20 protein-coding genes are annotated in these 22496 nt (G+C 46.5%); 7 read left to right on the top strand and 13 right to left on the bottom strand.

Translation table 11 applies throughout. From position 1 onward, the window contains the following. Window positions 1-143: 143 nt before the first annotated feature. On the bottom strand, window positions 144-422 hold the full coding sequence (locus ON006_RS32280) for a serine integrase family protein (RefSeq protein WP_374760193.1): 279 nt from the start codon (window positions 420-422) through the stop codon (window positions 144-146). Window positions 423-800: 378 nt separating this feature from the next. Between ON006_RS32280 and adhP the strand changes: the two genes are divergently transcribed. Genes adhP through ON006_RS05755 form a run of 3 tightly spaced genes read left to right on the top strand, consistent with a single transcriptional unit; the run spans window position 801 to window position 2746 of the window. Further along, window positions 801-1835 (top strand): alcohol dehydrogenase AdhP, encoded by a 1035-nt coding sequence (gene adhP / locus ON006_RS05765; protein ID WP_244819431.1) that lies wholly within the window; start codon window positions 801-803, stop codon window positions 1833-1835. Window positions 1836-1861: 26 nt separating this feature from the next. Continuing rightward, the gene (locus ON006_RS05760) at window positions 1862-2014 is read left to right on the top strand and encodes a hypothetical protein (protein ID WP_244819432.1); all 153 of its coding nucleotides are present in this window, start codon (window positions 1862-1864) and stop codon (window positions 2012-2014) included. Between the two features lie 42 nt (window positions 2015-2056). After that, window positions 2057-2746 (top strand): hypothetical protein, encoded by a 690-nt coding sequence (locus ON006_RS05755; RefSeq protein WP_244819433.1) that lies wholly within the window; start codon window positions 2057-2059, stop codon window positions 2744-2746. Between the two features lie 327 nt (window positions 2747-3073). Here the strand turns inward: ON006_RS05755 and ON006_RS05750 are convergent, their stop codons facing one another. From ON006_RS05750 to ON006_RS05740, 3 genes are read right to left on the bottom strand one after another with little or no spacing between them, the layout of a single operon-like run. After that, complete coding sequence (locus tag ON006_RS05750) at window positions 3074-4135, bottom strand: serine hydrolase domain-containing protein (RefSeq protein WP_244819434.1); 1062 nt, start codon at window positions 4133-4135, stop codon at window positions 3074-3076. A 6-nt stretch (window positions 4136-4141) separates the two neighbouring features. Next, window positions 4142-4720: a hypothetical protein gene (locus ON006_RS05745; protein ID WP_244819435.1), complete on the bottom strand. Its 579-nt coding sequence runs from the start codon at window positions 4718-4720 to the stop codon at window positions 4142-4144. Between the two features lie 2 nt (window positions 4721-4722). Continuing rightward, on the bottom strand, window positions 4723-5097 hold the full coding sequence (locus ON006_RS05740; RefSeq protein ID WP_244819436.1) for a DUF4890 domain-containing protein: 375 nt from the start codon (window positions 5095-5097) through the stop codon (window positions 4723-4725). 259 nt (window positions 5098-5356) lie between these two features. Here ON006_RS05740 and ON006_RS05735 point away from each other — a divergent pair, with 259 nt between their 5' ends. Together ON006_RS05735 and ON006_RS05730 are read left to right on the top strand one after the other, a co-directional pair. Further along, window positions 5357-6397, top strand: a complete 1041-nt coding sequence (locus ON006_RS05735; protein WP_244819437.1) for a sensor histidine kinase — start codon at window positions 5357-5359, stop codon at window positions 6395-6397. Then, on the top strand, window positions 6387-7130 hold the full coding sequence (locus ON006_RS05730) for a LytR/AlgR family response regulator transcription factor (RefSeq protein WP_244819438.1): 744 nt from the start codon (window positions 6387-6389) through the stop codon (window positions 7128-7130). The genes ON006_RS05735 and ON006_RS05730 overlap by 11 nt, the downstream gene beginning before the upstream one ends. A 105-nt stretch (window positions 7131-7235) precedes the next feature. Here the strand turns inward: ON006_RS05730 and ON006_RS05725 are convergent, their stop codons facing one another. The 7 genes from ON006_RS05725 to ON006_RS05695 form a co-directional block, all read right to left on the bottom strand. After that, entirely contained in the window at window positions 7236-7817 is a 582-nt protein-coding gene (locus ON006_RS05725; protein ID WP_244819439.1) for a TlpA family protein disulfide reductase, read from the bottom strand. Window positions 7818-7931: 114 nt separating this feature from the next. Next, entirely contained in the window at window positions 7932-8378 is a 447-nt protein-coding gene (locus tag ON006_RS05720; RefSeq protein ID WP_244819663.1) for a DUF6691 family protein, read from the bottom strand. A gap of 70 nt (window positions 8379-8448) precedes the next feature. Next, the gene (locus ON006_RS05715; RefSeq protein ID WP_244819440.1) at window positions 8449-9069 is read right to left on the bottom strand and encodes a class I SAM-dependent methyltransferase; all 621 of its coding nucleotides are present in this window, start codon (window positions 9067-9069) and stop codon (window positions 8449-8451) included. Window positions 9070-9072: 3 nt separating this feature from the next. Then, on the bottom strand, window positions 9073-9636 hold the full coding sequence (locus tag ON006_RS05710; RefSeq protein ID WP_244819441.1) for a YeeE/YedE family protein: 564 nt from the start codon (window positions 9634-9636) through the stop codon (window positions 9073-9075). A 16-nt stretch (window positions 9637-9652) separates the two neighbouring features. Then, window positions 9653-9961 (bottom strand): rhodanese-like domain-containing protein, encoded by a 309-nt coding sequence (locus tag ON006_RS05705; RefSeq protein ID WP_244819442.1) that lies wholly within the window; start codon window positions 9959-9961, stop codon window positions 9653-9655. Window positions 9962-9968: 7 nt separating this feature from the next. Next, the gene (locus ON006_RS05700) at window positions 9969-11390 is read right to left on the bottom strand and encodes an MBL fold metallo-hydrolase (protein WP_244819443.1); all 1422 of its coding nucleotides are present in this window, start codon (window positions 11388-11390) and stop codon (window positions 9969-9971) included. Between the two features lie 91 nt (window positions 11391-11481). Next, the gene (locus tag ON006_RS05695; protein ID WP_244819444.1) at window positions 11482-12282 is read right to left on the bottom strand and encodes a sulfite exporter TauE/SafE family protein; all 801 of its coding nucleotides are present in this window, start codon (window positions 12280-12282) and stop codon (window positions 11482-11484) included. Window positions 12283-12482: 200 nt separating this feature from the next. Here ON006_RS05695 and ON006_RS05690 point away from each other — a divergent pair, with 200 nt between their 5' ends. Beyond that, complete coding sequence (locus ON006_RS05690; RefSeq protein WP_244819445.1) at window positions 12483-13124, top strand: Crp/Fnr family transcriptional regulator; 642 nt, start codon at window positions 12483-12485, stop codon at window positions 13122-13124. Between the two features lie 223 nt (window positions 13125-13347). On the opposite strand, the gene ON006_RS05685 is transcribed toward ON006_RS05690, so the two are convergent. Both ON006_RS05685 and ON006_RS05680 read right to left on the bottom strand, forming a co-directional pair. After that, window positions 13348-14496: a Gfo/Idh/MocA family protein gene (locus ON006_RS05685; protein ID WP_244819664.1), complete on the bottom strand. Its 1149-nt coding sequence runs from the start codon at window positions 14494-14496 to the stop codon at window positions 13348-13350. Between the two features lie 292 nt (window positions 14497-14788). Further along, window positions 14789-18883 carry a hybrid sensor histidine kinase/response regulator transcription factor gene (locus tag ON006_RS05680; RefSeq protein ID WP_244819446.1) on the bottom strand — a complete coding sequence of 1365 codons (4095 nt, stop codon included), beginning with the start codon at window positions 18881-18883 and terminating at the stop codon, window positions 14789-14791. Between the two features lie 388 nt (window positions 18884-19271). Here ON006_RS05680 and ON006_RS05675 point away from each other — a divergent pair, with 388 nt between their 5' ends. Next, complete coding sequence (locus tag ON006_RS05675) at window positions 19272-22490, top strand: SusC/RagA family TonB-linked outer membrane protein (RefSeq protein ID WP_244819447.1); 3219 nt, start codon at window positions 19272-19274, stop codon at window positions 22488-22490. Window positions 22491-22496 lie beyond the last annotated feature (6 nt).

The raw sequence follows: 22496 nt of genomic DNA, 5'->3' as shown, positions 1-22496 counted from the left end.
AACCGTTGACCTACCTACTCCAATGATGCCAGCAGTTTAGTCAGGCTGCCATCATACTGGCTATGGTCGATACTGCAATAGGGTCGTATAGGGTTAAAGTAAAAGATTGTACGGCAGCGGCCGCCGCACAAAGAGCCACAGCACTATCGTCTCTTCTTCAAAAAGCCCTTAATATCAACACCACTGTACTTTAAAATCTTGTAAAGTGTAGGCTGGCTCTTTATTTTGAACATCTCACGGATTTCATCCGTACTCCGACTATTCTTTTCATAAATTTCCTTGACTTCCGGGGCGATTTTTCGAAAACGCTCACTTAATCCTTCTGGCCTTCCACCAGATCTACCACGTGCACGGGCTGACTCCAGACAAGCCTTTGTCCGCTCTCGAATAATGTTTCGTTCGTGTTCGGCCAACACACACATAAATTGAAAGAAAAGATTAAATAAACAAATTGATGAAGATTTGTTGGTTTTGGATTATGTAAAAATTCGTTCGTTTTAATACAAATGCTTCGGAGCTGATATCCCAGGAAATGAAAAGGCTGGTTTCTCTCCGGACCGAGCCGGTTCTCATTATGGAATCAGTAATAACCTTCCTGGATGAGCGCCTTATCGACATAAAAGGTAGTTTGATAAATATTCTGGAATATGCCAAGTTAGTCCGGATCCGCAATTAACTTTAACGGATCTCCAAAACTGATAAAAGTCAGTTGATTGACTGACTACACTCCTGACAATAAGGCTATTTAGGATTGAAATTTACCATCTCAAAGTAAATCAGTTTCTGAAAATCTTATCGTGATGCTACCAAAAACAATGAAGGCTGCGGTTGTCCGGGAGTTCGGCAAACCTTTGCAAATAGAAGAAATGCCGGTCAAGACACCAGGCAAGCACCAGATTCTGGTAAAAGTCGTCGCCAGTGGGGTTTGCCATACTGACCTGCACGCTGCGGATGGCGACTGGCCGGTCAAACCCAAGCTTCCCCTGATCCCCGGACACGAAGGAATTGGCTATGTTGCGGCTGTCGGCCCGGAGGTCACCAATGTAAAGGAAGGTGATATCGTCGGGGTTCCATGGCTATATAGTGCCTGTGGATGCTGCGACTACTGCACCACTGGCTGGGAAACCTTATGCGAAACCCAGCAAAACGGAGGTTATAGTGTCGACGGCGGCTATGCCGAATACGTTTTGGCCGATGCCCGGTATGTCGCCCATTTGCCGGCAGGAACCGACATGATCCAGATGGCGCCAATTCTCTGCGCAGGTGTGACTGTTTATAAAGGAATTAAAGAAACTGAAACAAAGGCAGGAGAATGGATCGCGATCTCGGGCATAGGAGGTCTTGGCCACCTGGCGGTACAATATGCCAAAGCAATGGGCATGCATGTAGCGGCCATTGATATTGCAGACGATAAATTAGAGCTGGCAAAAAACCTGGGAGCAGACTTGACCGTCAATGCATTAGAAAACGACCCGGGAGAATACCTGAAAAAAGAAACCGGCGGAATGCATGGTGTATTGGTTACCGCAGTATCCCCGATCGCATTCAAGCAAGGTATTTCTGTGATGAGAAGAAAAGGCACTCTCGCATTGAATGGTTTGCCCCCCGGTGGATTTGATTTGCCCATTTTTGAAACCGTGCTAAACCGGTTTACCATTCGTGGCTCCATCGTAGGCACCAGAAAGGATATGCACGAAGCGATAGAGTTTGCACTGGATGGCAAAGTGAAAGCGACTGTCTCCACGGCTTGTTTGGAGGACATTAACGATGTTTTTGCTGATATGAAGGCAGGTGAAATTCAGGGACGCGTTGTAATGAAAATTGCCGATGCCTGATCCGTTCAAGGCGGTAAGCCCCTCCTATGGCAACACTCCTTTGCCTGTCAGGGGGCTTGCTGACATTCAACGACACGGAAAGAAAAAAAGTGATGACCGATGGGGCCGATGCGGTTTCAAAAGAAAATCTGATCGATCTGGATATCGCAGTGAGGGCCTTTGCCCTCAGCATGCATTAACATTCATTTTGAATTCCACGCCGACTAACCAATTCATGCCTGATGAAGATCAAACAAGTGCTTCAACTCCTCCCATTCACTGCAATCCTGGCGATTGCTGTGGCCATTTCATGTACCGACCACGATATTCCCGACCCGGACAAGCTGTGCGAACGATCGGATGGGACACCACGCTTCTTTCCATGCGAGTTTGAAATCGTCAAGGCAGAGTTCGCCAAAGGGTTAACAATCAATGATATTTTTGCTACCATCACCCCGCAAAATCCGGATGTGGTATTGCCAATGCAATTCGCCTGGTACCGTTTCAGCCAAAACCTTAATACGATTGATGTCACTTTCAAAATCAAGCTGCACGTAAAACGTATTGCAAACGCCTCTGTTGATGCCAGTTCAGGGTATATTTTGGACAAACCAACCGGCAAGCCAGCTACCATTGCTTCATTTTATTCTACCGCCATCTTTCCGTCGCTTCATCCGCAGGTACCCATAGAACTTCAATCACTGCCTTTTGGTCAGACCGCAGTTGTTATTTCTGATGCTGCCTATCATATTACGGTCGAGTATTTGCCGCCGCTTGACACGCCAGTTTACACAAATTTTACCGGCAATGTGCTTTATGCGTTCCACAACATCGAAACATCAAAAATACTAATTGCCGCGCCGCACAATTATTCATTGGGAGTTGATGCATCTGAGGCACATATCGTGATCAATCCGACACTTATCCAATAAGTATTCAGATTAGAAAACCAGAAAGGTCATGAAAACAATAATAATGCCAATGATTCTCGCATTAAGTGTGGTTTTGGCAGCAGCTACTTTTGTCGCCTGCGCGGATCATCAAATCCCTGAAGAAACGCAATGGTGAAAACTCTAACAAGGGTATTGCCTGAAAATCCAGAAAGCAGATGTGTAAGTCTATTCTCCTACCATCCTGACGGGAAAATTGCCCCCATATTCTCTTATCATGCCCCGGACAGCGCGAGCCTGCCCACGGCATGCCCGCAGGTGTACCCTGGCTTGGATACACCCGCGGCGATTTTTCTCCTCGTGTGGGTTCTAGTTCACAATATCCCGGATCATCTTCCTGATTTCGAGACTGGTCAGGGCGCTTTTTTTAGGGGTAGTTTGCGTGAAAATAATTCCGGCCATTTTGTTTTTGGAATCCTGCCACGGGTGGGTACCGAAAAGACCGGGACTACTGCTTTCCAGCACGTTCCCACCCGCATCCACAACATCCAGCCAATTGCCCATTCCATACCGAATTGAGGTATTGGGATAAGGAGAAAAAGGGTTGCTTGCATACGGCGTACCCTTAATAACCGCTCCATTTGTCTGATCAGACAGCATAACGGCCAGTGCACTTTCACTCAAAACCCGCCTTCCTTTATACATTCCTTTGTCTACAACCATTTCCAAGAATTTCAGATAATCTGCCGCCGACGTATTTGCCCCGCCGGCTATAATTGGATTGGATGCAGAGCCGTAACGAACATTCATCTGACAAGGATTTCCTATTTTTTCATTAAATAAATCTTGCCATGATTTGCCTGAAACCAGCTCGGCGATCCTGCCCCCAATGTGCATTGCTGAACTTCCGTAGCTAAATGCAGATCCCGGAGAAAACGCGAGGGGAACGTACAATGCAATGGAGTCTACGGCCGCGGCCAGGGTAATGTCTCGCTGGTATTCAAAGCCTTGCGGCGAGTCCCCGTCAAAGCCTGCGGTGTGCGAAAAAAGTTGCCGGATTGTGATATCGCCCTTTTTATTCTTTGTAAAAATAGGGAGGAACTTACCAACAGTATCATCGAGCGAAATTTTATGGTCATCTACCATACTCATCATCACTGCGGCAGACAACCACTTCGAGGCAGACGCAATCGGCTTGATGCTCGCTGAATCCAGGCCCATTGCTTTGTGGTAGATCAACTTTCCGTTTTGTGATACCAGCACCACCACCTGATCATTATAATTAGCCAGATTTGTTTCAATGAACTTATCTACCTGGTTAAAGTCATAAGGTGGATTCGGATCATCCGGCGTTACGTTTTGAGTGTTGCATGCCAAAAAAATGTACGCAATAACACAAGAAAGCAAGGTTTTTATCATTTGTAATTTCATAACGGGTTAGTATTGTTTTGCAGGATCCCAAAGAAGAAATAAAGCAGGCCTGACTGACTGTCCGGCACCGGTTCGCTCCAATCGCACAAAGAAATCGCCAGCTGATTTGCCCTTGAATTTCTCTATGATCTCTCTTAACTCTTTTCTCCATTTTTCCCGGTTCATCCTGGTATCCAGGCTGATCTGATCAATTGTTTTTTCATGTTTATCAGCAATAGAAAACGCTTCCAGCATGATTTTCCGGATCTGTTTTCGTTCGGATAGCGTCATTGCTGTTTGATTTTCGTCCAATTCTTTTCCATCCATTCTTTCCCACAGCGTCCGGTTTGACTCCTTTCTTGCCTTGCGTATCTGGGTTAATTGTATTCTCAGCCCGGCGATCTGTTTCTTTTCAAGTTCAGTCAGTTCGTCTTCCAAAATAACCCGTTTCAACTTCATGACCGGCATAATATGGGTCAATGTGTAAGCTTTCAATTCGTTACGGAGTGCCGGATCAACCTTTTTGTCCTGTGCTTGTACTTCGACGACTATCCACCAAAGTGTGATCACCATCGCGGTTGTTACTATTTTTTTTATCGTTTTCATGTTTAGCGTCGTTGCTCTTTTAATTTATCTTTCATCTCCTGCTGCTGTTTCTGAAACTGTTGGAACTGCTGGGTAGTAAGTACACCTTTTAATTCCGCCTCTTTATCTTTGTTGATCGACTTAAAAGCTTTGAACCTGGACATTTTGCTCCCTGAGCCCTCAATGACCGGATCCATTTTCTGTGCATATTTCAGATTGATCTGTCCCACTTTCTGGGTTTGTTCCGCATCCAGTTTGAGCGAGGCAGTCATCCTTTCTGTTTGCAATTTTGCTCTTTGATCAGCCGGCATCTGCTTTAATTCACTTTGCGCAAATACTTGATTGACTGCAAAAAATAAACTGAGAATGAACGTGATTGATACGTTTGTTTTTTTCATGGTTAAAAAATTATTTGTTTGAACGTTGTGCCTAGACAATTCAAAACAACCAATAAGCCTTTCCCATAAAAAACTTATTCTGCCAAACGACCGATTTTTCGAGTGTATGACCCGCATCTGCCGATGAATGGATTTTGGAACCGTCCTAATCCCTTTGAAGGGAAAAACGATACATTCAAGGGATTAAAAAGCAGATTCATTGGGCATTTTTTAAGATTTCGGGTTTTTCTGCTACCATTGCATTACTAATCAATGATCGATGAAGAGTCTATATAGCCAAATCCAGCCGTCTATTACTCCATATTTATTATGGACCGGCTACTGGCTGATATGGGTGCTGATGCTATCAAGCTTCCAGGAGATTGACAGAGCCCTCTGGGTAGCTACCGTCAATGTTGGCGCACAGGGCGCCGTTTCTGGGATCAACATCCGTCTTTTGCTACCCGGACTTTTGGAAAAAAGAAAATATATCATCTATGGATTGCTTGCTTGCCTGGTGCTGTTTGCATTTACCAAGCTTTATCTTACCCTGGTTGGGCCTGATTTGCCGACAACGTCCTGGGGGCGTAAACTCCGGTTTCCCAGAGCGTTTCAATTCGGGAGGATTTATCTGTTTTTATCAGTCATTCTCATTATCAGTACTGCCTACAAATTCGCTCTGGATCGCTTTGAAACATTGCGGCGGCAGGCTGAGCTGGCTAAAAAGCAACTGGAAATTGAACTGGAAACACTCAAAAATCAAATCAACCCTCACTTTCTCTTCAATACGCTCAACAACATTTATACGCTCGCTTACCTGAAAGAAGACAACGCGGCACCGATGATCATGAAACTCTCCGAATTGTTACGATACATGTTGTATGAATGCCAAACCGAGAAAGTTTCATTGGAGAAAGAAGCGCAGTTTTTAGAAAACATTGTCGAAATGCAGAAATTAAAGTCGGATGCGCACGCGAACCGTTTAAGTCTAGAAGTTAACGGAATTCGTTCAGCGTACCGGATCACACCGCTCTTGATGCTCGGGTTTATTGAAAACAGTTTTAAACATTCGGACCTCGAAGTGAATCAGGATGGCTTTATCAGAATAAATCTGTCTGTGGACGATTCGAATTCTATTCGCTTTACATGTGCCAACACAAAAAGGAAGACCGAAAGAACAGTAACAGAATCCGGCGGAATTGGACTAGTCAATACCCAAAAGCGATTGGAACTGATCTATGGAGCAAACTATGACTTGAAAATCACGGAGACCATTGATCAGTATCAGGTGTTCTTAAAGCTGCCAGTATATGAAAATTAATTGTTTAGTCATTGATGATGAGCTGCTTGCCAGAAGGCTTTTATCGGATTACATCGGCAAAATTCCCGGCCTGAACCTGGTTGCCGCTTGTCCGGGCGCGATGGAAGCCCAAGGTATTTTACTGGATCAAAAGATTGACCTGATGTTTGTCGACATTCAGATGCCCGAACTGACCGGAATTGCTTTTTTACAATCCCTATCGCAAAGGCCTGTCACGATATTGACAACTGCCTACACCGAATATGCACTCAAAGGCTATGAACTTTCCGTATTGGATTATCTTGTCAAACCCATTTCGTTCGAAAGATTTTTCCAGGCTGTAAACCGGGCATCCCAGTACATCAGCCACATGCAACAAAACCCAAAAACGGAACTGACTGATCAAAATCCGATCGCCCGGCACGCGTCTTCACAAGACTCTATTTTTGTAAAATCCGATTACAAAATCCACAACATCCATCATAGCGACATTGATTATATCGAAGCCTACGGCGAATACATTCTGATATTTACCGGAAAAGACAAAATTATGACGCTGGTACCATTGGGTAAAATGGAAGCATTACTGCCATACCCAAAATTCGTGCGGATACACCGTTCATTCATTATTAACTTTTCAAAAATCGATGCGATCCAGGGAAATACGATCTATCTAAAAGGGAAAGAAATACCGATCAGCAAAACTTATCGGGAAACGTTTATGAATCTGATCAACAAGGATCAACTGTTTTAATGCTTTGAACAAAAGCAAAATGGAATCTATACAGGTTGTGGCGCAAAAAATTCGGCGGGATTTAGCATCTGACCAGCCGGATATTGGGTCAAGAATTGCCCTCCTTTAACGGATTAGACCAACGAGCAAATCCACCAGCTCCCGGCTATTGTAATCAGCAGCACCTTCTTGCCTAAAGACCATTTTCCCCTTTCTATCCAGAATTACTGTGGTTGGAATCGTTCCCTGCATAAAGACAGGAGCTATTGCGCTGGCCGCTTTGAAGACATTCAAATCAAACTGGTGCTCTTTCATGAATTTAGCCGACTTTTCATCGTTACCATCCACATCCACCATTAAAAAAACAATGTCATCATTATCCCCAAACCGGTCCTGCAATGCATTAATGGATGGCATCTCCGCAATACAGGGAGCGCACCAGGTTGCCCAAAAATTAATAAATACTACTTTGCCTTTAAGCGAAGCCAGATCAACTGTTTTTCCATCTTTATTTTTGAAAGACATATTCGGTAAAGTCTCACTTTGAATTTCCTGCATTTTATCAATCCTAGGCTGAAACAACCCGATTTTCATCAAACTTTGAATTGTCCATCCCTTTACCTGTGGACTGATTACCATGACGATTGTAAATACGATTAGTGCCGCGGAAAATATGTTTGAGGCTGACAACCAATTCTTATTTTTCATTTTGCTTGACTCGTTATCATTCACTTTACTGCCAAAACCATTTCTGCCGATTTGCTCGTGCTCAGCAAAATATCCAAATGTAAGCTACGTGGTTGATATATTTGTATGCAAAACTTAATGCGGTAACTGTTCTCTAAACCTACCATATACCCAGGTCCCCGTAATAGCACTAAGCAATGTGACAACAATGGCAGTAGCACCCATTCCGATCTGCGCAAAAAGCGGTCCCGGGCAGGCACCTGTCAAACCCCAGCCGAGCCCGAAAACTAATCCGCCGTAAATCTGCCCCTGACTGAACTTTTTATCTGCAAAAGTAATCTTTTCCCCTGAGATAGTATGGATACCAAACCGTTTGATAATCCAAACTGAAATCATCCCGACCGCAACCGCGCTGCCGATAATCCCATACATATGAAAAGACCTCAGCCGGAACATTTCCTGGATGCGGAACCAGCTGACTACCTCGGCTTTCACAAAAAGTACTCCGAAAAGTAACCCCACCACAAGGTATTTCAGGTTGTAATACCATTTATGCTGTTTTTGACTTTCGTTAATACACATTGAATCCGTTGCCCGGACGTCGTGTTCGCTTTGCGCAATCTGGTCTTCTAATAAATTGGCCATACTGTTTTTAATTGTTTACTTTGATAAAATCAGCAAAAAGGAAATTTTGACTGGTTTGAAAAGGGGTCAGATGGTCTGCATAAAAATGGCTTTTCACCTCAAAGGAACCTTTGAAGACATCGGCCAATGCGCTTATGTCATATTGACACACCGCCAATCCGCTGCACTGCCCAGGGCCGGAAAGCGAAAACGTACCCATAATCAGGTGGCCATCTGCAACCGCGTTTTCGACAAGGTATCTATATTTGCTTTTTCGATCCACTGTTGTCAGAAAATGAAAGGTGGCCCTATCGTGCCAGACTGAATATTGTTTTTCTGGTTCAAAATGAAGAATATCACTCACCAGCCAGGTAATCTTTGCCGCCTTTTCACCCAGCCTATTTTTTGCTCTTTCAATGGCTTTGGCTGAAATATCCAAAACTGTGATATCCGAGTAACCCTCGTCGAGAAGATAGTCAACAAGTAAACTGTCGCCTCCGCCAATATCGATAATAGGACTATTTTTGGGCGCCTGGGTATTGTGGATCAGTTTAAGCGAACGCTCCGGCTTGGGTTCCGTCCAGCTCACCTCGTATGGCGACTTGGTATGATACACATCTTCCCAATGCTTTTTTAATTGATCATTCATTCTTTAAAGCGTTAAAATAAATGGCAATATCCAGTTGGCCATTACAAATCCGCCAGCCATGAAACTGACGGTCGCTACCAGGGAGGGCCATTGCAGCGTGGAAAGTCCCATAATCGCATGACCGCTCGTGCATCCGCCGGCGTAGCGCGCACCAAACCCTACTAAAAATCCCCCACCGACCATCATCATAAAGCCGCGAAGCGTCAAAAGTTTATCCCAGCTAACCAGGTCAATGGGAACTAGCGACGAAAAATCCGTAATGCCATATACGCTGAGCTCTTTTAGCAGCGTAGGGTCTAGCTGCATGGGTTCAGGGTTGACCAGAAATGTCGCCGCTACAACCCCTCCGAAAAAGATGCCCAATACGAAAAACATGTTCCACAATTCTTTTTTCCAATCGTATTGAAAAAACGGAATGTCCCCCGGTACACAAATCGCGCAAACATGGCGCAACGACGAAGAAATTCCAAAAGATTTATTGCCCAGTATCAAAAGGGCGGGGACTGTAAGCCCGATCAGCGGCCCGGCCATATACCAAGGCCAGGGCTGCTTTATTATTTCCAGCATAATTTAAAAAATGTTCTTATTGAATCTTTTGCGTGAGATTATCCCAGGCACCTCCATTGTAAACTTCTACTCCTGCATTTTTCAAGACTTGTTGTGCCATCCCACTGCGGGCCCCGCTCCGGCAGCATGTAATCACTGGTCGGCCGTCTTTTTTCAAAAACGCAGCCTTGGAGCTTATTGTATCCAGCGGCATATTGACACTGCCATCAATGTGCCCTGAGGCAAATTCCTGCGGACTTCGCACGTCAACGATCAATGCACCCTGATCAACCAGACTTTTGAAGTCGGTTTTGTTATTTCCGAATAGTACCGATATAATTCCCATAATCTCTTTACAGTAGTGTACTTGGACAGACGTAATTGCTCACTTCAAACTTGCCAGATTCCTTGATGGCCTTAAAACCTCCTTTTACATCGATCAGGTTGTCAAATCCCCTGGCTTTCAGGATTGAATTAAAGATCATTGAACGGTAGCCGCCTGCACAGTGCACGGCGTAGGTTTTGTCTTTATCGATCTCGGCCAGATGCTCGTTGAGGTAGTCGAGCGGGACATTTTCGGCACCAACGACATGCTCTGAATGAAATTCGCTTGCTTTGCGTACGTCCAGAATGATCACGGAAGGATCGTTTTGCAAACGCTCACTGATCTGCTCCACATCCACTGATTCGATCCGATCCACCTCCTTGCCGGCTTTGGTCCAGGCATCGATGCCACCTTTCAGATAGCCGATGGTATGGTCGTAACCCACCCGCGCCAGCCGCGTTACCACTTCCTCTTCCCTGCCCGCTTCTGTTATCAGTAGTATCCTTTGTTTAATATCCGGGATCAGCGCGCCTACCCATGGCGCAAAACCGCCATTAATGCCAATGTTGATGGAATTAGGTATGAAACCTTTTGCAAAAATCTCCGCATCCCGGGTATCGAGCATGACCGCATCCGTTTCATTTGCGGCTGCTTCGAAGGCCGCGGGTTCCAGGGCATGGGTCCCGCGCTGGAGTACCAAATCAATGCTTTCGTACCCCCGGATGTTCATCATCACATTTTCGGGAAAGTAAGCTGGCGGCGGCATCAGCCCGTCGGTAACTTCTTTTACAAATTCCGCCTTGGTCATATCGGGCCGAAGTGCATAGTTGAACTTCTTTTGGTTACCCAGCGTATCAGTCGTTTCCTTGCTCATGTTTTTCCCGCATGCGCTGCCCGCTCCGTGGGCCGGGTATACAATAATGGCATCCGCCAGGGGCATAATTTTATCGCGTAAAGAATCAAAAAGATGCTCCGCCAGTTTTTGCTGAGTCAGCTCGGCGGCTACCTTTTGGGCCAGGTCCGGCCGCCCCACATCACCAATAAACAGCGTATCGCCAGTGAAAATGCCGACCTGTTCCCCCTGCTCGTCCTTCAAGAGGTAACAGGTACTTTCCATCGTATGCCCAGGCGTATGTATTACTGTGAAGGTAATGTCTCCCACTTTAAGTACCTGACCGTCCACTGCCACCGTTGCATCAAAGCCTGGCCTGGCAGTTGGCCCAAATACGATCCGGGCACCCGTTTTTGCAGCAAGGTCAATATGGCCGGATACAAAGTCAGCATGAAAATGCGTTTCAAGCACATACTTTATTTTGGCTCCATCTTTTTGTGCGCGGTTGATATAAGGCTCAACCTCACGGAGCGGATCGATCACCACCGCCTCACCATTACTTTCGATATAATAGGCGCCCTGTGAAAGGCAGCCCGTATAAATTTGCTGGATTTGCATATGCTGTATTTTAAAATTGAAAGGTTCTATTTAATTAACGATACAAAGTTGGGGATCTTTGCTTTGGTAGTCAGTGACATTTATCACGCAATTATTTAAGATGTAACAGTTCTGTTGACAGAATATAGATTCCCATCATCAACACAAACCAGCCGAAGCCTTTTTTCAAGGATGCCGCATCTACCCGCTTGGCAACGGCCCCCCCGATCAGGATTCCTGCCATGGCGATGGCTGTAATTTGTAGCAGAAAAACCCAGTCAATTAAAAAATGACCCAAATCGCCGACGAAACCGATCAACGAATTCAGCGCGATGATCAAAAGTGAGGTGCCAACTGCTTCCTTCATGGGCATTCCCAGTACCAATACCAATGTAGGGATCAAAAGAAAACCACCGCCAGCTCCCAGCACGCCGGTGGTCAGTCCGATGCCCATGCCGCTTAACAACATCCTGATTATGTTTCCTTTCAAATCGCATTCAAGGCATCCAGGTTTTCGCTCCTTACTGCGGATCATGCCAACCGATGCCGCCACCATTAACACTGCGAAAAGAATCATCGTCAGTATAGGTTCGGTGACCTGGAATTGGCCAATTTTAAAAAGATCTTTCGGGATCATGGGGATCACAAATCTCCGGGTAAAAAAAACCGTTGTGATGGATGTGCTCCCAAACAGCAATGCCGTTTTGATCTTTACGGCACCTTTGCGGTAGTTGCTGTAGGCACCGACAAGACTGGTTGATCCAACAATAAAAAGAGAATAAGATGTTGAAATCAAAGGGCTAATTCCAAACATATATACCAGTACCGGCACAGTCAATATCGATCCTCCCCCACCGATCAAACCGAGTGAAACACCAATTAAAACAGATGCTATGTAAGCTACAATTTCCATTATATTATCAATTATCACACAAAAATCGTAAGCACTGCTCGACTGGAAAGTGATAAAAGTCACATATGGAACACAACATTATTTTGAACTTTACAGAATTGAAGTGGCAAATTCCAGAGATCTTTGCTCAATTTAACAAGGCGGCGCCTTTTCGATTAGCTTTGATTGATGACACTAAGCCTAACCCAATCATTTAACTTATGATGACTGAAAATATTTCCTATTATCTCGACAGTGTTTTTCCTGATTTTGAGCCCGAGCTAAAACAGCGTTTAGTAAGGGATTGTATTCTAAAGAAAATACCTGCCGGGGAAGTAATCATGCGGACGGGACAGTTTATCAAACACACATTGCTGATTGGAAGCGGGCGGGTGAAACTTTACCGTCAGGGTGATGACGGCGAAGAGGCTTTCATTTATGATCTGGAACCCGGCAGTGCCTGCGCATTATCGATGATATGTAACACCAAACAGGAAGCCAGCGAAATCATGGGCAAAACTGTGGAGGATACCGTTGCGATCATGATCCCGATCCAGTTGATGGACGAGCTGATGCAGAAATATAAAACCTGGTACTACTTCGTCATTGCCAACTACCGGGCCCGCTTTGAGGAGCTATTGGCCGTATTTGACAACGTCGTCTTCAAAGGCATGGACGAGAGATTGGAATTTTATCTAAAAAAACAGTTTGAAGGCCGAAAGACCGCCGTTCTGACCGTTACCCATCAGGAAATTGCCAGTGACCTCAATACATCACGGGAGGTCGTGTCCAGGTTACTAAAAAAAATGGAACAAGACAAGAAAATCAGGTTGCTAAGAAATAGTATCGCGTGGCTTTCCTGACTAAAAAAGAACGAAATGACTAAGTATCGACCCGATTCGTTGCGCGGCAAATGCCACTCCGATCTTCATTTTTAACTAAAAAATCCGTTGAACGTTATCATGGAGTGATAAGTGACTGCATGAGCTGTCAAATTTCACGACAAGAGCGTATTCAAATGATCAAAGAGTATTTCGGATCGGTGGAGCCGACCCGAAATACTCTTTGATTTTGAGCTATCCAAAATTAAACTTCAAAAGCTGTCCATTTCTGTTCGCTCAGGTGGCTTTTGACAACGTTATCAATAAAGGCCATTCCCCTGATGCCTTCATCAACAGAGGGGTAATCCAGTGCTTCCGGAGAAGGGGTTGTTCCGTCGATGCGCGCTGCCAGCGTGAGGGCAAAATTGCGGTATAAATTACCGAATGCTTCGAGGTATCCTTCTGGGTGTCCGCCGGGCGTGCGACTATTGTGAAGTGCATACGAAGACAGTATATTCTTATAGCCCGTTCCGGCGCGGTAGATCTGCGTTGGCTTATCCAACCATTTTACCACTAAAGTATTAGGCTCCTGTTGGGCCCACTCCAGTCCTCCTTTTTCTCCATACAAACGAATTTTCAGCGCGTTTTCTTCTCCGGCTGCTACTTGTGAAGCCATCAGCACACCGCTAGCCCCTCCCTCAAACTTTAATAACACATTCCCGTCATCGTCCAGCGCACGGCCATCTACCATAGTAGACAAATGAGCACACAGATACGTAATTTTCAGACCCGATATGTACTCGGCCAAATGGGCAGCGTGAGTCCCGATATCCCCCATGCAACCGCTCTTACCCGATCGCTTTGGGTCGGTACGCCATGCTGCCTGTGCGTTACCTTCCCGCTCGGTGAGCTGACTAAGCCAACCTTGTGGGTATTCAACCCATATTTTCCGAATTTTTCCCAATTCTCCTCCTTGTACCATTTGACGGGCTTGCTTTACCATTGGATATCCCGAATACGTATGGGTAAGTAAAAGCAATAGGCCCGTTTCTTCCACTTTCTCCTTGAGCTGCTTAGCTTCATCAGCTGTGAAAGTAATCGGCTTTTCGATCACCACATGAAATCCCTTTTCAAGCGCCAGCATCGCCGGAGCAAAATGCGCGAAGTTAGGTGTTACGATTGTGACAAAATCCATCCTTTGATCGGCAGGCAGATCGGATTCTTTCTGGAGCATCTCCTGATAGGTCAAATAACTCCGTTCGGCCGGTAGGAACAGCGCCTGAGCACTGTCGATAGCAATTTCAGGGTTGATACTAAGCGCTCCACAAACCAGTTCGATGGAGCTATCCAAATTGGCTGCATGGCGGTGAATTGCTCCAATGAAGGCGTCTTTACCGCCGCCGATCATTCCCATTCTTAATCTTCTATTCATGAATACTTTAAGTAAATGATTTGTTAATCGAATTTATTCCAATGATAATCCTCAACGCTCCAAGCCATCAACAAAGTTGTCGTTTTCCTGACAATGAAAGCGCCTTCCATGAAAATTATTACATTTAAATAAAAATGTAAGTTTGACACTTAATTTTAATATTTCAAAATAATAGAAGATAATTAATAAAAATCTTGCCGGATCAGTCGAGGGTGCCTGTGTAGCTCAACGACCTGGGCGAAGATCCGAAGTTTCAAAAACTAAAACCCTGGCATCAGTAACCATCTGACTTTTTATGGGCAGCGTACAGAGACGGGAGGATGTTGAAATGCTCCTTAAAGCATTTAGCAAAGTACTTCGGATCATTAAATCCGACTTGATATGCCACTTCTGAGACGCTCAACTGACTTTTTTCCAAAAGCTGCGCAGCTCGGGTAAGCCGGATAATACGGATGAATTCGACAGGCGGCCTACCGGTCAGGGCCAGGATTTTACGGTGAAGATAGGTCCTGCTCATCCCTAATTGATAGCTGAGATTTTCAACCGATAATTCGGGATCGGTCAAATGGTCCTCCACCATTTTTATAGCTTTCTCAATCAATTTTTCGTCCAGCGAGGTGACCGCTATTTCACTGGACCTGATATCGATGGTCTTTTGGAATTTACTGTGGCCATCTTTGCGCCGTGCAATCAGGTTTCCGATGCGTGCCTGAAGTATTTCGAAACTGAATGGTTTAGTGATATAATCGTCTGCGCCGCATTGGAGGCCTTCGAGCAGCGTCTCCTCAGAGGACCGGGAAGTAAGCAGAATGAACGGTGTATGGGATACGCGCGGATCGAGCCGTATGGCTTTGCAAAATTCAATACCGTCCATTTCCGGCATCATCAAATCACTTACGATTATATCCGGAAACAGTTTTATCACTTTTTGCAAGCCTTCCATGCCGTTTTTCGCCTCCTCTATCTGGTAATGTGCTTTGAGGTTGTCTTTCAGGTAAAAACGAAAATCCTCGTTATCATCGACCAGCAAGATCGTTTGGCTGCTTTTGGAGCCCGCTTGTTTTAGGTCTGGCACATTTGGCTGGTCGGTAAAATCTGATGCATCACTTACTTCCTCTGCTTGCGCCGCAGGGGGCAATTCGCTCACAGGGATCGAAACGGTAAAGGATGAACCCCGGTTGGGTTCACTTTCGACTTCGATCGTGCCCCCGTGCAGCTTCACAAATTCCTGCGCAATAGCCAGTCCGATACCGCTGCCCTCATTGATCATACTCGATGGAAGATCCGTCTGGAAAAAACGCTCAAATACCTTTGGCTGATTCTCTTTTGAAATACCAATGCCGCTGTCCGTGACGCGGATAATGGCCCATTTTATCCCTGCATGTTTTTGTTCGGTTGCCACTTCCACACTGATTTTCCCACCTTGCGGCGTAAACTTAAAAGCGTTCGAAATCAGGTTAAACATGACCCGCTCGATCTTGTTGGGGTCAAAGGCGGTTCGTAAAGCGTCGCCCTCTGAGTGGAAAGAAAAGTCAATGTTATTCTTTTCCCAAAGATCTGAAAATGAAGCGGCGCAATCTTTTACGAATTTGACCAGATCCGCTTCCGAAGCATGCAGCCTAATTTCCTGTACTTCAAGTCTGCGGAAATCAAGCAATTGGTTTACCAGGTTGAGCAGTCGCCTGGCATTCCTGTGCATGAGTTTAAGCTGGGACATTTCCACTGACACCGATTGTACTGCCTGCTTCATCAGCGATTCGATGGGCGTTACAATCAAGGTCAGCGGGGTACGGAATTCGTGGCTGACGTTGGTGATGAACTTAATTTTCATCAGTTCGAGCTCGCGGGTCTTTTGCCTCTCTTCCTTCTCCCGTTGCACATTGTATTTGGTTTGCTCCCGCTTCTGAACCACTTTTCTGGCCAGGACCAGCCCGCCCAAAGCAACTACCGTGTAAAAGAAATTAGCCCATCCCGACTTCCAGAACGGAGGTAATATGCTGATTTTAAGCTTGGCCCCTTGTTGGTTCCAAACGCCGTTACCGTTCGAAGCGATGACCTGGAAAACATATTCACCCGGATCCAGATTGGTATAAGTCGCCATTCTGCTTACTCCACCTGTCGTTACCCAGTCCTCATTAAAACCTTCCAGTTTGTAACGGTACTGGTTTTTTAGGGGATGGAAATAGCTCGGTGAGGTAAACTGAATTGAAAAGGCCGACTCATCCGGGCCGAGGGTAATTTCAGGAGTATCTGCAATTGATTTTGTCAGGATCACATTACCATTGACCGCTTCCCCGATCTTTACGCTATTGTGGTTGATCTGTAAATCGACCAGTTCAACCACAGGTAAGGACTTGTTGATCTTCAACAGCGAAGGGTTCAGCACATTGAAACCATTAACGCCGCCGAAAAAAAGATCACCGTTTGATGCTTTCAGGGAAGCGCCCATATTGAACTGCTTGCCCTGAAGACCGTCCGTGTCGTCGTAGTTAACGAAAGTCAGGCGAATGCGGTCCGGATCCGGAACGATGCTCATACCAGACAAGCCATTGGGGGTTGCGGCCCACATTTTTTGATGATTGTCTTCGAAAACACACAGGATGGTGTTGTCCGGCAGCCCGTCACTTTGCCGAAAAGAGGTAAAAACCTTTTTCTTACGGTCGTACACGTTCAAGCCATCCTGGGTGCCCACCCATAACAGTCCCCGGCTGTCCAAGGCAAGGCTTAATATGCTGTTATTAGTTAAACTACCCGGTTTGCGACTGGCCAGGATTTGGGTGAATTTATCCATCCCTTTATAAAGTACCGACAATCCGTAGCCGGTGCCCACCCAAATATTGCCTTGCTCATCTTCGAGGATCGATGTGACGTAGCCTGAATAAATACCTTTTGCTTGCCCGTAGTTCCTGAATTTGCCCGTCGAAGGTTCAAGCACGTCAAGTCCCTGGCTCAGGGTGCCGATCCAGATCCTGCCCCGGGAATCTTCCATCAGCTTCCAGATACAGTCATCGGAAATACCGCCGTTGGCCTGGTGTGGATTCTTTTTGTAATGCCGGAAGGTTTTGCCGTCGAAATAGTCTAATCCGCCAAAGTATGTCCCGATCCACAATTTCCCCTCCCTGTCGGTGGCCAGGCTCACGATGATATCGCTGCTCAGGCTGCCAGGGTTTGCCGGATCGTTCCGATACCGTTTAAAAGTATTTTCCTTTCGGTTAAAATAGATCAGCCCACCACCGTTAGTCCCGATCCAAACGTTTCCGTTTTTGTCTTCTGCGAAGCTATCTACATCATTATAAGGCAGGGAGCCGGGCCTGGAAGGACTATGCTGGTAGAGCATAAACTTGTTGACGTCCCTGTTGTAGTAGCTAAGGCCACGTTTGAGGGAGCCAAACCAAAGCACGTTCTGCTGGTCCTTATAAATATTACTGATCGAATTCTCGGCCAGGCTCCTGTTGTTATTGGGGTCGTTGAGGCAATACGTAATGCTCCGGGCCTTTTTGTCAATGATGTTCAGCCCGCCGTGGTCGGTTGCGATCCAGATCAAGCCGTCGTCGGAAACTTCCAGATCCATGACGATGTCGTTGTTGAGCCGCAGGGGAGACGAATTTTTATCGACATGCCGCATAGACTTATCGACCTCGCGAAAATGGTAAACGCCATTATTGATGGTGTTGGCATAAATCCATAAGTCATTCTCCCGATCTACTTTTATATGGTAATGCTCGTTGCGACCCGGAATGGCAAGTGCCCTGTTGGTGTAAAGTACCTGAAAAGTGCGCTTGTCGAGCTTTGCGAACGACCCGTTTGTGTTCACAAGCCAAATATCGCCTTCGGCATTTTCCGCGAATGAAGAAATCGCCATACCAGGAAAGGGATTGACAAGCGTTGTCTTTTTTGTCGTTACATCGTATCGGAACAATCCATCTGCGAGCAAAAACCAATAATTTCCCAACCGGTCGCGCTTGACATCACGCACATTCTTATTGGGAAGTCCGTACCGTTTTAAAAAAGGCCCGATGTTCCTGTCAAATTTTTCCAGCTTCGGATCATATACGCACAGCCCCTGAGAAGACAAAATCCAGATGAATCCAAGCGGGTCTTCAAACAAACGGCTGACATTGTTACCTGGCAATGAAGTTGTGTCCAGTTCGCTGTTTTTGAAAACTTTAAAGGAATATCCATCAAAGCGGTTAAGTCCCGACGTGGTAGCAATCCATAAAAAGCCTTTACGGTCCCTGAGGAAATCATTGACCTGATTACTGGAAAGGCCATTGTTGTTATCAAGATGTAAAAACCTGTACTGCTGCTGCGCCCAGATTGAGGGCACTATAAACAAACAAAATACAGCAGTCAGAAAAGGTTTTCCCATGCCCGGTTTACAAAGTTTTCAATCCAAATATAACGATTATTTAAGCTTTTACAACCGACCTTACACAGCTCGTAAAATTGGAATAGTACAATATTTCAAATGCGACCTCCTGCCGCCCTTTCGTGCCTGTCTGCCCGTTACGGGCCCTATCTTTCCTTCATTTTACCGTCGATAACTGGAATAAAAGGCGAAAAAATAGCTTCTTTTTCGGTTCTGGTTTACAAATGACCCCCTATTTGTGCACAATCATCCCCGTTGCAGCATGTTTTTAAGCGACACATTTGTCCAACTATTCATTCGATTTATACCATTGTCCGTTGCGCCGCCAAGTGACATCGGAATTGTCTAAACCAGGAGTACAAATAGTCACTTTTTAAAACAAAACAACATGCAACAGAATTTTTACAAAACAAGGCGGGCAAAGCGGAGCCTGCATTTGCTGGCCGGGTTGCTGCGACCTCTCCTGCTATCACTGGGAATCATGTGCGCTGCCACCGGCGCCTTCGCGCAGGCTGAATCGAAAAAAGCTATTACGGGTACCGTGGTATCATTGGAAAGAGGCAGTGTCGTTCCCGGCGCGAGTGTGGTGGTAAAGGGTACCTCCAATGGTACAACCACTAATGGGGACGGCTACTATTCCATAGACGCAACCCCTGGCAGTACTTTGGTCATTTCCTTTATCGGATATGAGACCCAGGAAGTGCCGATCCGGACCAAAACCAGAATCGATATCCAATTAAAAGAAAGTATCTCCTCGCTCGACGAGGTTGTGGTAGTAGGGTATGGTGAAATGAAGAAAACCGACGTTTCCAGCTCACAGGTAACCGTTTCGGGAAAAGATCTGAGCAAAACCATCAATACTTCCCTTGAACAAGGTTTACAGGGCCGTGCCGCAAACGTAATGGTGCAGCAAAACTCAGGACAACCCGGTGCGGCACCGTCCGTTCTGATCCGCGGACTGAGCTCGCTCACCGGAAGCACGCAGCCATTATATGTAATCGACGGGGTGCAGGTTAAGCCTGAGAATATGAGGGATGACCCTAATAATCATCCGACCGGTTTCTCAAATATCCTGTCAAGCATTAATCCCGACGATATCGAGACCATCAACGTATTGCAGGGACCGTCGGCTACGGCTATTTACGGCGCAGTGGGTGCCAATGGCGTGGTCATGATCACGACAAAGCGCGGAAAGGCGGGTGAGGCCAAAGTGACTTTTAACTCCCTGGTGACCATCCAGGCAGAGCCGAAGCATATCGATGTAATGAACCTGCGCGAATATGCACAGTTCCGCAATGAGGCGGCCGCGGTGGGTGGAACGGCCAGCGAGCCAACTTTTGCAGATCCGTCTGTGCTGGGCAATGGTACCGACTGGCAAAGCGCGCTTTTTCGCCCGACGACGCTTCAAAAGTACTCGCTGGGACTGAGCGGCGGTACCGAGAGATCAACTTACTATATGTCGGGAGAATATTTCAACCAGAAAGGCATTGTGGAAGGATCGGGCTTCAAGCGTTATAATGCCCGTTTAAACCTGGAAAACCAGACACGAAGCTGGCTGAAAATTGGTGCCAATATGAGCGTGGGTATTACCGAAGAGAAGGTCAACACCAACAATGGGGGCATTATCCAGCTCGCCCTGGATCAAAACCCGGCTGTGGCGGTAACCAATCCGGACGGAAGCTGGGGCGGGCCTACTTCGACCCAGTTCCAGTTCTCAAACCCGGTGATGATCTCCAAGATCAATAATGACTATAACCGCCGTACATCCATTCTGGGAAGCCTTTTTGCGGACGTGAAACTGGCCAAAAACCTGGTATGGCATACCGAAGCGAATGGAAGCACCGAGTTTTTGAAATACTACTCGTTCCACCCGTCGTACACGATTGGAGGTTATGTCGTTTCCCAGGACGCGGCAGCTTCTACGCGCTCGGTGAATACCAATACCTGGTGGAGCTTACATAGCCGGTTGGCCTACGATTTGAAGCTCGGCAGACATGGCCTCAACATCATGGCTGGTCACGAAGCGCAGCAGAATACCTATGAGTCGCTGACAGCTACACGTAAAAAGTTCATTACCAATACCATCCAAGAGCTTTCGGGCGGGGATGCGTCTGTAATCTCAAATGTAAGTAACAACAGCGGCAAAGGCTCGGGCTCGCGCGAATCCTACTTCGCCCGAGTGAATTACAGCTTCAACGAGCGGTATTTCTTGCAGGGAACTTACCGGATGGATGGTTCCTCGGCATTCCGTCAGGGGCGCCGCTGGGGCAACTTCCCGGCAGTATCGGTAGCCTGGCGCGTTTCGGAAGAGCCTTTCCTGAAAAATGTGCCGGCGGTCAATGATTTGAAATTGCGCTTTGAAGTCGGTCGGTCGGGAAATCAGGGTAGTGGTGGCAATGCCATTTATTCAACACTGCAAACGGTTCCAACAGGTTGGGGAACCGGCTTTTTGGCATCCAACTTTGCCAACGAGTTCCTGACCTGGGAGAAAGATGACGTCATCAACGGAGGCCTTGACCTGCACATGTTTTCCAACCGCGTGGAGCTGATCGTGGATGCATATATCAAGAATATCACCAGCCTGATTACGGTGAATTCCTATCCATTTACGTACGGAGGCGATATTGGCTATTCGCCGGGTTACCTGAGCTGGCCAGCCGTGAATGCGGGATCGATGAAGAACCGTGGGATCGGTTTTACATTGAATACCGTGAATATCGATAAAGGCGGCTTCTATTGGAAGACGGGTATCAACCTGTCGGTAGACCGCAACAAGGTTAGCTCGCTGCTGAACCCAATCACACTGACCTGGAATGCCACTTCCATAGGTTTCAAAACCGAAATGGGCCACCCTGCGAGCATGATCACCGGATACGTTGCCGACGGGCTTTTTCAGGATGCGAACGACATCAAAAACCACGCTATCCAGACCTCCAACGGGCAGATGACGGTAAATCCGGCAACCGGGACGTGGGTAGGCGACACCAAGTTCAGTGACCTGAATGGGGATGGTGTGATCGACGCAGAAGACCGCACGGTAATCGGTAACCCGTGGCCGAAGTTCACATTGGGCTTTAACAACAACATGAGCTACAAGAACTTCGAGCTGAATGCATTCCTGACCGGAAGCTTCAAAAACGATATTCTGAACTACCCGCGCTACCGGGCCGAAATCCCGGCTAACAGTGGTGTGTTCGGCAACCAATGGAAATCGGTGGCCAACTATGCAAAGCCAAGCACTTACGATCCGGCAGCTGCCGAAACGGTGACGCTTACCAACCCCGGCTACGCCATCCCGCGTATCGCACCGGGCGATCCCAATGGAAACAACCGGATGAGTACCAACTTCATCGAAGACGGGACCTACGTGCGGCTCAAAAACATCACCCTGAGCTACAACTTACCGAAATCGATGTTGAAAGACCTTTTTATCAGAGGTTTGAAGGCATCTGTGGGGGCGCAAAACTTGTTTACTATGACCAAATACAAAGGCTATGACCCTGAGATTGGTATGGTCAATTACGGCGGGACCATTATGGCCGGTGTGGATACGGGCCGTTACCCTTCGGTGCGGATGTATTCTTTCGGGCTGCTTGCGGATTTTTAAGAAGAA

It is taken from the genome of Dyadobacter pollutisoli, from assembly GCF_026625565.1.
Taxonomy (GTDB): domain Bacteria; phylum Bacteroidota; class Bacteroidia; order Cytophagales; family Spirosomataceae; genus Dyadobacter; species Dyadobacter pollutisoli.
Note: the sequence above shows the minus strand (reverse complement) of the source record. Positions and strands in the feature narration are given on the sequence as shown.